9 protein-coding genes and 1 pseudogene are annotated in these 12,626 nt (G+C 45.5%); 7 read left to right on the top strand and 3 right to left on the bottom strand.

The window, feature by feature from the left end; genetic code table 11:
• Positions 1 to 4: 4 nt before the first annotated feature.
• The gene (locus QUA97_RS12440; RefSeq protein ID WP_333194744.1) at positions 5 to 1,270 is read right to left on the bottom strand and encodes a bifunctional folylpolyglutamate synthase/dihydrofolate synthase; all 1,266 of its coding nucleotides are present in this window, start codon (positions 1,268 to 1,270) and stop codon (positions 5 to 7) included.
• A 133-nt stretch (positions 1,271 to 1,403) separates the two neighbouring features.
• On the opposite strand from QUA97_RS12440, the gene QUA97_RS12435 reads away from it, so the two are divergent.
• Positions 1,404 to 2,444 carry a DNA cytosine methyltransferase gene (locus tag QUA97_RS12435; protein WP_333194743.1) on the top strand — a complete coding sequence of 347 codons (1,041 nt, stop codon included), beginning with the start codon at positions 1,404 to 1,406 and terminating at the stop codon, positions 2,442 to 2,444.
• Between the two features lie 137 nt (positions 2,445 to 2,581).
• Here the strand turns inward: QUA97_RS12435 and QUA97_RS12430 are convergent, their stop codons facing one another.
• Both QUA97_RS12430 and rsmI read right to left on the bottom strand, forming a co-directional pair.
• Positions 2,582 to 3,799 carry a glycosyltransferase gene (locus QUA97_RS12430; protein ID WP_333194742.1) on the bottom strand — a complete coding sequence of 406 codons (1,218 nt, stop codon included), beginning with the start codon at positions 3,797 to 3,799 and terminating at the stop codon, positions 2,582 to 2,584.
• Positions 3,800 to 3,947: 148 nt separating this feature from the next.
• Entirely contained in the window at positions 3,948 to 4,811 is an 864-nt protein-coding gene (gene rsmI / locus QUA97_RS12425) for a 16S rRNA (cytidine(1402)-2'-O)-methyltransferase (protein ID WP_194070749.1), read from the bottom strand.
• Positions 4,812 to 4,861: 50 nt separating this feature from the next.
• Here rsmI and QUA97_RS12420 point away from each other — a divergent pair, with 50 nt between their 5' ends.
• The 6 genes and pseudogenes from QUA97_RS12420 to QUA97_RS12400 all read left to right on the top strand — a co-directional run.
• A complete protein-coding gene (locus QUA97_RS12420; protein WP_194070748.1) occupies positions 4,862 to 5,725 on the top strand; it encodes a sugar kinase in 864 nt (287 codons plus the stop codon).
• Positions 5,726 to 5,949: 224 nt separating this feature from the next.
• A complete protein-coding gene (locus tag QUA97_RS12415) occupies positions 5,950 to 7,080 on the top strand; it encodes a cupin-like domain-containing protein (protein ID WP_333194740.1) in 1,131 nt (376 codons plus the stop codon).
• 206 nt (positions 7,081 to 7,286) lie between these two features.
• On the top strand, positions 7,287 to 8,159 hold the full coding sequence (locus QUA97_RS12410) for a 3'(2'),5'-bisphosphate nucleotidase CysQ family protein (RefSeq protein WP_333194739.1): 873 nt from the start codon (positions 7,287 to 7,289) through the stop codon (positions 8,157 to 8,159).
• A gap of 53 nt (positions 8,160 to 8,212) precedes the next feature.
• On the top strand, positions 8,213 to 8,410 hold the full coding sequence (locus QUA97_RS12405; RefSeq protein ID WP_333115767.1) for a hypothetical protein: 198 nt from the start codon (positions 8,213 to 8,215) through the stop codon (positions 8,408 to 8,410).
• Positions 8,411 to 8,544: 134 nt separating this feature from the next.
• Positions 8,545 to 8,676: pseudogene (locus tag QUA97_RS28300) on the top strand (ParE family toxin-like protein); the annotation flags it as partial.
• A gap of 411 nt (positions 8,677 to 9,087) precedes the next feature.
• On the top strand, positions 9,088 to 12,626 hold a 3,539-nt coding region (locus tag QUA97_RS12400; protein WP_333194738.1), incomplete at its 3' end, for a DUF4347 domain-containing protein.

Here is a 12,626-nt window from a genome sequence, read left to right as displayed (position 1 = left end):
GCGTTTAAAATTGGGATTGTTGTTGTTGCAGAAAGTAGCCGACGAGATACAGGGAACCGCAAAGGACTGTTAAATTGTCGCCTGCAACTGCAGCATCTAAGGCTGTTGTTAAGTCTGGGAAGGCTTGACAAACAGTTAATTTGGGGCAGATAATTTGAGCGAGGGCGGCTAATTCTGCGGGGGATGATGAGTTTTGATCTGATACCGGAACTAGGTAAAGCCGATCGCCCTTTTTGAGTAAAGCTTGTAAAATATCATCGCAGTCTTTCGTCGCCAAAATGCCGATTACCCAGTTAATCGGGGACGGGGAACTGGTAAGATGATCTACGTATTCGCGCAGGGCGATCGCAGCAGCGGGGTTGTGAGCTCCATCTATTAATATTTTCTGATTTTTCCAGGTAGTTTGCTGAAGTCTTCCGGGCCATTGGGTTTTGGCGATTCCGTCGGCGATGGCGGTGGGGGAGATTTGCCATCCTAGGTTTTGGAGGGTGTGAAGAGTTGCAAGGGCGATCGCCGAATTCATTAATTGAATTTGTCCCAACAATGGCAATTGATATTTTATTTTAACCGAATTTTGACTTAACTGATATTCTGCAAATCCTTCTCCTAAATCTACCGCTGGTTTTACCCAAATTGCCGGACAGTCTAATTCTTGAATGCGTTTTTCTACTACTATTCTAGCAGATTCTGGCAATTCTCCGACAACTACCGGACACTTTGATTTGATAATTCCGGCTTTTTCCCCAGCAATATCGGCGACAGTAGGGCCGAGGATTTGCCAGTGGTCGAGGCTGATAGAAGTAATGACACTGACAAGGGGAGTTTCGCAAACATTAGTCGCGTCTAATCTACCGCCCAATCCTGTTTCTATCACGGCAATATCTGCTTTTTGTTCGGCGAAATACAGCCAAGCTGCAGCGGTGATGATTTCAAATTGAGTGGGATTTTCTGTGTTACCTTCTGCAGCGCTGACAACTTGTTCTAGACACTGTTGCAATGCTATTGTAGAAATTGGTTTTTGATTGATACAAATTCTTTCTGTCCAATCGATTAGGTGCGGGGATGTGTAGCGCCCGACTCGATAGCCTGCTTCTGCTAATACGGATGAGAGATAAGCGCAAACGGAACCTTTGCCATTTGTGCCGGCAATGTGGATAATGGGGACTTTTTGGTGGGGGTTGTCTAGTTTTTGGAGGAGTTGTTGGATTCTTTCTAGGCCGAGGTGTACGCCGAAGTGTTGGTAAGATTGGAGGATGGAGTTTGCATTCATTGAGGATGATAAATTCTGTTTGTGTGTGAATTATATTTTTTTTATTAACCGCAGAGGGCGCAGAGGGCGCAGAGGGAGAGAGGAAAGAGATGTTTATAATTGATTTATTGTAATTTGTTGCGGGTGAGAAAAGGTGGCTTTGGATATTATTTCTCTGTTTTCGGGTTGTGGTGGGTTGGATTTGGGTTTTCGGTTGGCTGGGTTTAATCCGGTTTGGGCGAATGAATATGATAAGTCTATTTGGGATACGTATAATTTCAATCATCCTGAAACTATTTTAGACCGCAGAGATATCAGAAAAATTAATTCTGATGAAATTCCCGACTGTATTGGGATTATCGGCGGGCCTCCTTGTCAAAGTTGGAGTGCGGCGGGTGCGAAACGCGGGATTGATGATTGTCGGGGTCAGCTTTTTTGGGAGTATATCAGAATTGTGCGGGACAAGCAGCCTTTGTTTTTCTTGGCTGAGAATGTTAGGGGTATTTTAGCGCCTAGAAATCGTGATGCTTTCACTTATATATTATCGCAGTTTGAGGCGATCGGGTATCGAGTTTCGTTCCAGTTGGTGAATGCTAAAAGTTTTGGTGTACCGCAAGATAGACAAAGGGTAATTGTTGTCGGTTATCGGGAAAATCTGGGTTTTGGTTTTGAGTTTCCCAAATCTGGAACGGATGTTTTGACGCTGGAAGATGCGATTTTTGACTTAAAGGCGATCGCCCCAATGTCAGTTAAGGGTAAAGTAGATAATTATCACGATGCTGTCGCGAATCACGAATGTGCAGATTTGGGGTTTTCGAGCATTTATATGTCGCGCAATCGAGTTAGAAGTTGGGGCGAACCTTCCTTTACAATTCAGGCGGGCGGCCGACACGCACCTCTGCACCCTCAAGCTAGTAAAATGATTTTGGTTGGCAAAGATAAGCGCATTTTTGACCCCAATTCCCCTCAACCTTACCGCAGGCTTTCGGTGCGAGAGTGTGCGAGAGTTCAGACTTTCCCGGATGAGTTTATCTTCAAGTACAAGTATATTGCGGATGGATACAAAATGGTCGGGAATGCTGTTCCTGTGAATTTAGCAAGAGTTTTAGCAAGTAAGATTTTTGAGGATATTGCCATAGGGAATAGGGCATTAGTGTCAACAGAAGCCGACCACCTACCAGTCGCTAGGGAATGAATTCCACAAGCCCTTTAGCGAAATTCCTGGCTATGAAGACTAATCTCAAATCCCTTGACATCAGAATTATTCATCTCCCTCTTCTCTTCCTCTGTGTCCTCTGTGGCCTCTGCGGTTTAATCATTCCGAATTATCTGTCATTGAAACTTAGTTAACTCACCGAGATTTTGCTGAATCGTATTTATGCCGCGAATATGAGACAGGGGAGAACCTCCGTACAAAAAACTATCCAAACTAATTTGATAATTTTGCTGTACCGCCAAATCCAGCCACAAATTCTTAAATGCTTCTCCCGGTTTGTAGTCGGGAATGTTGTGCTGATAGTAAGGAAAACTATCTATACAAGTGTTAAAAAAGTTCTTGCGGCCGCAATGCTTTAAATACTGATATCGCGGTTTAAATTCGGTTTGATTTTCCAATACTGTATGAATAGTATCGGCTAAGGATTCCGGGTCAAATTTGGCGTAAAGTCCCGCACCTTCCGGGAAAACTGGCGAGTTTCCTCTGGCGTATTGGTTGAATTCTTCAAAACAAATTACTGGTACGTTGCAACTCATTGCTTCGGTAATTCCCCGATTTTTTCCTTCGAGGAGGGAACCGAGGACGAAGGCTTGGGCGCGCGAATAATATACAGGCATTTCGCTGTAGTAGTCAACTCTCGGCAGTAAGTTGATATAGTCGAAGGGATTGCCTAAAATTTGCTCTACTTGGTGCCATTCTTTTAAGGCGAGTTCGTCGAGAGTATTTAGGTTATTAACATCAAAGTCGTGACCGCTGACAACTGTTAATTTTATGGGTTTTTGCGGATATTTTTGGCGGTAAATTTTTAAGGCTTTAGCAATCGTTGGTAAATTCTTTTCTTCGGAAATTCGGGCGACGGCTAGCAAGTCGATGTCTTTGCTGGGGACGTTGCGGGGGGAAATTAAGTATTCGTTGATGAAGTCGGTGTCTTGTAGTGGTACGATTGGTTTGTTGGCGCGATTTGGATAAGTTTCGCGAAACCATTTATCTCGCTGCGGGTTTTTGTATAAACTAGAGTATGCGTCGGCGACAGGGGCCCAGGAATAGGAGATTCCGGGGGAATAGGTGAAGGATAAAAATACTGAGGAAAGTTGGGGAAATAGTTTGTTGATTAGTTCGACTCCTTCGCTTAAGTAAATTCCTTTGATGAATTTTCCTTCGTAAAATAGCGGGGGAAGCAAGACGTAGAAACTGACGGTATCGAAGCGGTGGGGTTGGTCTTCAAATATCTCCCAGCTAAAGGCATCTAAGTCTGCATAGATTTCGGCGATTGGTTTGTTGATGTGGGGGTTGCGTAAGTAGGGTTTTTGGCGATCGTAGTTTCCGCGTACCATAGAATTATTAGTGTGATTATTGAGTTTCTTTTTTTACCGCAGAGGGCGCTGAGGAGAGGGGGAGAGGGGGAGAGGGGGAGAGTGGGAGAGGGGGAGAGTGGGAGAGGGGGAGACGGGGAGAGTGGGAGAGGGGGAGAAGAAAGGAGGGTTATTCTAGTGATTCGTTGTCGCCAATTGTGAGGGCGAGTTGGTAGATTTGGCGGCGGGGGAGGGATGTTTGTTGGGCGAGTTGGCGGCTGGCTTGGGAACGGCTGATGCCTTCTGCTATTAATGTTTGTAATTCGGCTTTGATGGCGTCTTCGGAGAAAATTGGTGCGTCTGTTTGCAGGCCGCCAATTACGAGGGTAAATTCTCCCTGGGGTTCGCGTGCGGTGTAAAGTTCGATCGCACTTTCGATATTACCACGCCAAAACTCTTCGTGCATTTTAGTTAACTCTCTCGCCAGCACAATGTGTCTGTCGGTTCCCAAGGTATTTGCTAAATCTTGTAAAGTTTGCCGCAACCGGTGGGGAGATTCGTATAAGATAATAGTGCGGGATTCTATTTGCAAAGCTTCTAAACTCCGCTGGCGTTCTTGACCTTTGGCGGGCAAAAATCCTTCAAATACAAATCTGTCTGTAGGTAATCCCGATGCACTTATCCCGACTATGCAGGCGCTGGGGCCGGGAATTGGAATAATGTTAATGTTAGCATCGGCGCAGGCTTTGACTAATTCGTATCCGGGGTCGGAAATTCCAGGCATTCCAGCGTCGGTTACAATGGCGATACTTTTTCCTAACTGCAGTTTGTCGATTAATTCGGGGAGTCGCTGCTGTTGGTTGTGTTCGTGATAGCTGATTTGGGGTGTTTTGATTTGAAAGTGGTGTAAAAGTTTGCCTGTGTGGCGGGTGTCTTCGGCGGCGATGAAATCTACTGTTTGTAAAATTCGGATAGCGCGATATGTCATGTCTTCGAGGTTGCCGATTGGGGTTCCGACAATGTAAAGTGTTCCTGTGTTAGGATTTGGCTGCATTAGGAGATTTTTTTGTTTTTAACCGCAGATGTACGCGGATTAATGCGGATATGAAAACTGGATTATTTTTGGGATTGGCGACTTTAGATTTAGTTTATTTAGCCGAGAAGCCTCCGGGTGAAAATCAGAAAGTTGTTGCTGCTGATTGTACCATTGCTGCGGGCGGGCCGGCGACAAATGCTGCGGTGACTTTTAGCTGTTTGGGGAATGCGTCGGTGTTGGCGGGGGTTTTGGGCAGTGGCGCGATCGCCCAATTGATCCGTGCAGACTTAGCCGAGTATAATGTCAGGATAATCGATTTGCAACCAGGGATCTCGCACTCTCCGCCAGTTTCTTCGATTATTGTAACTGAAGCAACGGGCGATCGATCGGTAATTTCCATCAATGCTACGAAATCGCAAGTTGACAGTCAAACAATTAACCAGGACATTTTAACATCAGTTAATATCATACTGTTTGACGGACACCAAATTCCAGCCAGCCAAGAAATCGCTGAACTCGCCCAATCAAAAAACATTCCCATCGTCCTCGATGGCGGCAGTTGGAAACCAGGATTAACAGAAATCTTACCCTTCGTTAAATGGGCCGTATGTTCCGATAACTTTCATCCGCCCGACTGCAAAAAATCAGAACAAGTCTTTGCTTACCTCTCAGCAGCCGGAATTCCCCACATTGCCATCACGCGCGGCGAAAAACCGATTAAATACCTCAGTAAAGGCAGTTTCGGCAGTTTAGAAGTGCCTCAAATCCAAGCCGCAGACACCTTAGGCGCAGGCGACATTTTTCACGGCGCTTTCTGTCACCATATTTTACAAGACAACTTTACAAATGCCCTCACGGCAGCCGCCAAAATAGCTTCCAATTCCTGCAAAACTTTCGGAACCCGTCAATGGATAAAAAACATTCAACCTTAACTTTAAAATAACCCAAATATCCGGAAAAAAGCGATCGCACCCAGAAAACAGAAACAGACAACACTTGTTAAGCTAAAATAATCATATCAACCCTCTCCTTTCTTCCTTCGCGCCCTTTGCGTCTTCGCGGTTCGCCCAAAAAATCCACAAATCAAACAAGATTGCTATATTAGTAAAACACCTGCAAGCAAAACAAAACTACCCCAAAACAAAACACTCAAATCATGGCTGAAACTCAACCCCTAAGCATCACACTTCCCCCCTTGCGGATTACCCTAACCGAAGAACAACAGGTTAATCTAGAATGGCTGACGCAAAACTTACCAAACCTACTCACAGCAGCGCCAAGCAAACCAGAAGTCCCCGACAACTTGAAACAGTGGGTAGCGGCCAACAAATTATTAAATAAAGCAGACGCAGAAATCATTCAAGCCCTAGTAAATACAGGCATAGATGCCGAAACAGCAACTGCAGAAGTTACCGAAATATCATCTCATCCGTACTTCCAAGCAGGTAGCCATTACGTACAGCTATTGCAGAAACTGGAATCGCAACTCAACATCAACAATCAATTAGCCGCACTCTCTTCCAAGTTTGGCACAATCGAACGCAAAAGCAGCCTTTCCAGAGAGTATTTTTTAGAAAATTACTACGCTAAAAATACTCCCGTAATTATTACCAACATCATGCACAACTGGAAAGCATTACAGTTGTGGACACCGGAGTATTTGCAGCAAAAATACGGAGATGCAGAGGTAGAAATTCAAGCCAACCGCAACTCAGACCCGGATTACGAAATTAAGGTACACAACCACAAAAAAATCGTTTTCTTCCGCGAGTATGTAGATAGGGTCGTCAACGGTGGGCCCAGCAACGACTGCTACATGGTTGCTAACAATCAAACTCTGGAAAGAGAAGAATTTAAATCGCTATTTAACGACTTTGAGATTTTCCCAGAATACCTCAATCCCGGCGATACAAAAGGCAGAGTTTTCTTTTGGTTCGGCCCGAAGGGTACAATTACGCCGCTGCATCACGACCCAGTTAACTTAGTTTTAGCACAGGTATCGGGACGCAAACTGATTAAATTGATTTCTCCGCAACAAACGCCTCTGCTTTACAATTATGTCGGAGTTTTTAGCAAGGTTGATGGCGAGAATCCCGACTATGACAAATATCCGCTTTACAGAGATGCTAAAATTATTGAGGTAATTTTAGAACCGGGAGAAGTTATATTTATTCCTGTGGGTTGGTGGCATCATGTAAAATCGCTGGAAGTGAGTATTTCGGTGTCGTTTACTAATTTTGTGTTTCCCAATTATTATGAATGGAAATATCCTCATATTAATTGGTAGTTGTCAGTTGACAGTTGTCAGTTGACAGTTGACAACTTGCAAACACGAACATCTATCGCGGTTCTCAAGCGTGGTGAGGATAGCCCTATGCCCTATGCCCGGTTTGGCCTATGCCCTATGCCCTATGCCCTATCCTGGATAGTACCTCATATGAGAGTTAAAAAGGCTATATCTGCGTTTATCAGCGTTCATCTACGGTTGAAAAAATGAAAAATCTTGAAGAATTAAGCGAAATTGCGCGGGCGGTGGCTTGGGGTGCGACAGATATTTTGCAATCCTACTATCGCCCCGATTCCCAGACTCCCAACCTCGACATTCAAGAGAAAAAAGACGGCCCAGTTACGGCGGCCGATGTCGCTGTTAATTCTTACATTTTAGATGAATTGCAGTCTGTTTTAGGGAATGCAGAATTTGGTTATCTCAGCGAAGAAACTTACAAAGCTTATTTAGAAAAAAACGGGAAAGTTGCCTTAACTCAAGATTGGGTTTGGATTATTGACCCTTTGGATGGAACGCGCGATTTTATTGACAGGACAGGCGAATTTGCCGTTCACATTGCTTTAGCATATCATGGAAGACCGGTATTGGCAGTTGTCGCTTGGCCGCAACAGCAAAAGATTTATTACGCAATTCGAGATGCTGGTACTTTTGGGGAAAGTCGCGGGGGTTCTGCGGTGAAATTGCAGGTTTCTGCGCGCAATGTAGTGGCAGATTTATCTATAGTAACCAGCCGCAGTCACCGGGACGATCGCTTTAATCAATTGTTACAAAAACTCCCTTGTCAAAATCAACTAGCTGTGGGAAGTATCGGCTGCAAAATTGCGACAATTGTGGAACAAAAAGCTGATGTTTATATTGCGCTTTCGGGGAAGTCTGCACCGAAGGATTGGGATTTGGCGGCACCGGAATTAATTTTGACTGAGGCGGGCGGTCGATTTACTCGTTTTGATGGTTCTGCTTTGCAGTACAACCGGGGAGATGTGAGTCAGTGGGGGGGATTGTTGGCGAGTAACGGTTGCTGTCACGATGCTTTGTGCGGGGATGCTGAGAGGATTTTGGCAGGGATTGATGGGAGTTGAATTTAAGTGCAAATAATTTGCTATATTAATAATATCATAATGTGGCAAAATGTATGAGCGTTAAAGAACTTGAAACAGCAATTATGAATTTGTCGGTTAAGGAACTATCGGAGCTAACGGCTTGGCTGATAGAGTATCGCCAACAAGTTTGGGACCGGCAAATTGAAGAGGATTTGGAGGATGGGCGGTTAGATGCGCTACTTGATGAAGTTGATGCAGAGTATGAAGCGGGATTGACTAAAGTGTTATGAAACATCTGACTTTACCGCGTTTTTGGCAGTGCTATCGCCAGCTACCTAAAGAAATACAAGCCTTAGCTGATAAAAATTACAATTACTAAAAGTCGATCCGTATCATCCTTCACTGCATTTAAAAAAAAGTTGGCAGGCGAAAGCAATTGCAATCGGTGCGAGTAGGCGATAGTTACCGAGCTCTGGGAGTTGAGAAACCTGAAGGTATTATCTGGTTTTGGATAGGGACTCATGGCGATTATGATGCAATTTTAGCTCAGAAATAAAGCACCGGATCGCCCTTGTGCATTTCATTTACGATCGCCCTTAAATATTCTAACGAATAACTTGTAGGGGCGGGTTTTACGAGAAATAATTGCCTAAGACCCATAATCTCATAAACCCGCCCCGATCGCACATATCTATCAAAAAGACGATATTAATACTTAGATATAATTACACTGGCAACTCATTGATTTTGTGTAGAATTATCAACTTCGTGCTGGATAGTACGCAATATTACTTAATTAATTTTTGTATCTTTATCAAAGCTTTAATAACTAAGTGTTTATATGGAGAAAAATTTATATGTTTTCTCTGAAACAACTGTTATGGTTGCTACAAGCTTCAAAAAGAGTTTCGGATGCAAGTCGCGAAACCGGGGAATTGTTGTCTTTTTTACCCGAGTCAGGTGTATTATGCCGAAATTAAATAATCGAGTTTCAGTAAGTGCGATCGCCTTTATCGACACTCAAGTACCAAATTATCAAAGTTTGATTGCCGGGGTAAAACCGGGTACGGAAGTAGTGGTTTTGGATGGGAATCAAGATGCGATCGCCCAAATTACTGAAGTTTTACGCGATCGAACCAGTATTGACAGCATTCACATAGTTTCTCACGGTGCTCCCGGCAGCTTGCAATTGGGCGGCGGTAGCTTGAGTTTAGATGATATTGAGGGCGATCGGCATGATCTACAGCAGTGGTTTTCGCCACGAACCGACTCAATCCCCAACAATCGACCTCACATTCTTTTGTACGGGTGCAACGTAGCAGCAGGCGAGACAGGTAAAGCATTTATAAAACGCCTGAGTGAGTTAACCGGCGCTAGTGTTGCAGCTTCGCAAAACCTCACGGGAAGTGTAGCAAAGGGCGGGGACTGGGAACTGGAAATCAGCAGCGGAGAAATCAAAACACCGCTAATATTTGCAGCCGAAGTATTGGCAGGTTACGAGTACGTTTTGAATAGTTTTGGTGCGGCAACTAATTTTGGTGCGGGGACAAGTCCTGCGGGCATCGCTACGGGGGATTTTAACGCCGACGGCAAACCCGATTTAGCTGTAGCAAACCAAGGATCTAATAATGTTTCTATCCTGTTAGGAAATGGCATCGGTGGCTTTAATCCCGCGCCTATTCCTACCTTGGCGGTGTCACGTCCCCAATCGATCGCGATCGGCAATTTTAACAATGATAATTTCCCCGACTTGGCAGTAGTTGGTAGGGGCACTGGTGGCGCCCTTTTCGTTTTCTTAGGAAATGGTACGGGCGGTTTTGGCAGCCCCACTCCATATCCTACAGGAGTATCTCCTATCTCGGTTGCAGTTGGGAAGTTTAACGGCGACAACTTTTCAGACTTAGCAGTAGTCAATTCAAGCCCTGGCAGTCCCTCTGGCACTGTCACAATTTTGCTGGCAAATAGCAGTGGCAGCGGGGCATTGAATTTCAACACTAACTTGAGCGCGCAGTCAATTCCCGCTTTCATGACAGTGGGGGACTTTAACGGAGATACTTTTTCCGATTTAGCTGTGCCGAATAGTTTATCTAACACCATTTCTGTTTTTTTAGCGAATGGTACGGGCGGATTTGGTGCACCGACTAATGTTGCAGCAGGGATAAATCCAAATTCGATCGCCACTGGGGACTTTAACGGAGACAATCTCCTCGACTTAGCCACAGCTAACAACGGTTCTAACAATGTCTCAATTCTATTAGGAAATGGCACTGGTGGCTTTGGCGCGGCCACTGGGTTTAGCGCGGGGACAGGGCTGGAAGGCATTGTTGCGAATGACTTTAGCGGAGACGGCAAACTTGACTTAGCAGTAAGAAGCAGCAGCGGCGCTGCAATTTTAGTTGGTAACGGTACTGGCGGTTTTAGTGCCCCCATTAACTTTGCTGCGGGCACAGATCCATATTCCATTATTGCCGGCAACTTTAATGCTGATACTCTCCCGGATTTGGCAGTAACAAATAACGGTTCCGATAACGTTTCGGTGCTGCTAAATACACCCAATACAGTTAATTTTGGTACTGCAACATACAGCGGTACAGAAGGAACCACAGACACCGCAGTTGAGATTCCCGTCACCATCAGTGGCGACACTCCCTTGGGCGATGTAGTTGTACCAATTGCGATCGACCCTAGCAGCACAGCCACCGAAAATTCAGACTACACCTTTTTACCTACCTCAATTACATTCCCCGCAGGTGCAACAGGTGCCGCACTCACCCAGAATGTTGCAGTTACTATCAAACCCGACAATCTCCCGGAAAACGCCGAAACCGCAATTCTCAACTTTGGCACAATCACCGGAGGCGTTGCAGGTACAACAAAACAAACAACATTAACTATTGCAGCCAACGGTACTGTTTCTTATGCCATTGCCGCCGGTACTCCCAGCATTCCCGAAGGTAATAGCGACACAACTCCTCTGACTTTCACCGCGACTCGCAGCGGCAACACAGGCGGGGCAAGTAGCGTCAATTATGCAATAGGAGGAACAGCTACAAACGTCAGCGATTATAACAACATCGGCGGCACTTCAGGGGCAACTACTGCTACTGGCACAATTAATTTTGCGGCTGGTGAAACATCCAAAACCATTACTCTCGATGTATTAGGCGACACCCTAGTTGAACCCGACGAAACCATTGCCGTCACCCTGTCCAATCCCACCAGCCCAGGCGTAACACCGACAATTACCACTGCTACCGCTACCACAACTATTACTAATGATGACAAAGCTGGCTTTACTGTTAACCCAACAGCATTAAGTACAAGTGAAGTCGGTGGCACTGCTACCTTCACTGTCAAACTCAACTCTCAACCAACTGCTGATGTTACTTTCGGTTTGAGCAGTTCCAATGTTGCAGAAGGAACCGTTTCAACTAATAGCTTAACTTTCACTTCTGCTAACTACGATCAACCACAACCAATCACGGTGAGTGGTGTTGACGATTTAGTAGCTGATGGCCCTCAACCTTACAAAATAGTCACGGCTGCTGCTGTCAGTACCGATGCTAATTACAATAACCTCGATCCTGATGATGTCGCCGTCACTAACAGTGACAATGAAACTCCGGGAATTACGGTGAATCCGACGGCGGGCTTGACTACGGGCGAAGATGGCACTAAGACTGACTTTACTGTGATTTTGAATACTCAGCCGACTGCTGATGTGACTATCGGTTTGAATAGTTCCAATGTTGCGGAAGGAACAGTTTCAACTAACAGTATAACATTCACTCCGGCTAGCTGGAATGTGCCGCAACCGGTGACAGTAACTGGAGTTAATGACAGTATTGCTGACGGCGATATTGAGTACAAAATTGTCACGGCTGCTGCTGTTAGTACAGATGCGAATTACAGCAACCGAGAGGTGGCGGATGTTGGTATTACCAATAAGGACAATGATACGGCTGGTGTTTCTGTTAGTGTTGCCGAAACAACTGCTACCGAAGGCGGTGCAAACGGTACGTACACTTTAGCACTGAAATCGCAGCCGATCGCCCCTGTAACTCTAACTCTCACAACAGATAATCAGATTCAGCCGATCGCCCCTATCACTTTCACTCCCAATAATTGGAATGTCGCTCAACCCGTTACAGTGATGGCTGTTGACGATGCGGTGGTGGAAGGTTCACACAGCGGGAAAATTACTCACAGTGCGAGCAGCACTGATGCTAAGTATAATGTGGTGGTGGTTCCAGGGGTGAGAGTGGCGATCGCAGATAACGATGTAGCGCCACCGCCGCCACCGCCAACTCCAACGCCGACTCCGACTCCAACTCCGACAACATCTGTCACTCCGACTCCAACTCCGACAACATCTGTCACTCCGACTCCAACTCCGACGACATCTGTCACTCCGACTCCAACTCCGACAACATCTGTCACTCCGACTCCAACTCCGACGACATCTGTCACTCCGACTCCAACTCCGACGACATCTGTCACTCCGAC

Origin of the sequence: Microcoleus sp. CZ3-B2, from assembly GCF_036705055.1 — a bacterium.
Taxonomy (GTDB): Bacteria; Cyanobacteriota; Cyanobacteriia; order Cyanobacteriales; family Microcoleaceae; genus Microcoleus.
The sequence above is the reverse complement of the archived record's forward strand: the minus strand, read 5'-3'. Positions and strand labels throughout refer to the sequence as shown.

Excerpts from the sequence above, each read along its gene's own strand:
- QUA97_RS12415 (WP_333194740.1), top strand. The coding sequence starts at position 5,950 with ATGGCTGAAACTCAACCCCTAAGCATCACACTTCCCCCCTTGCGGATT.
- QUA97_RS12410 (WP_333194739.1), top strand. The coding sequence starts at position 7,287 with ATGAAAAATCTTGAAGAATTAAGCGAAATTGCGCGGGCGGTGGCTTGG.
- QUA97_RS12440 (WP_333194744.1), bottom strand. The coding sequence starts at position 1,270 with ATGAATGCAAACTCCATCCTCCAATCTTACCAACACTTCGGCGTACAC.
- QUA97_RS12405 (WP_333115767.1), top strand. The coding sequence starts at position 8,213 with ATGAGCGTTAAAGAACTTGAAACAGCAATTATGAATTTGTCGGTTAAG.
- rsmI (WP_194070749.1), bottom strand. The coding sequence starts at position 4,811 with ATGCAGCCAAATCCTAACACAGGAACACTTTACATTGTCGGAACCCCA.
- QUA97_RS12420 (WP_194070748.1), top strand. The coding sequence starts at position 4,862 with ATGAAAACTGGATTATTTTTGGGATTGGCGACTTTAGATTTAGTTTAT.
- QUA97_RS12430 (WP_333194742.1), bottom strand. The coding sequence starts at position 3,799 with ATGGTACGCGGAAACTACGATCGCCAAAAACCCTACTTACGCAACCCC.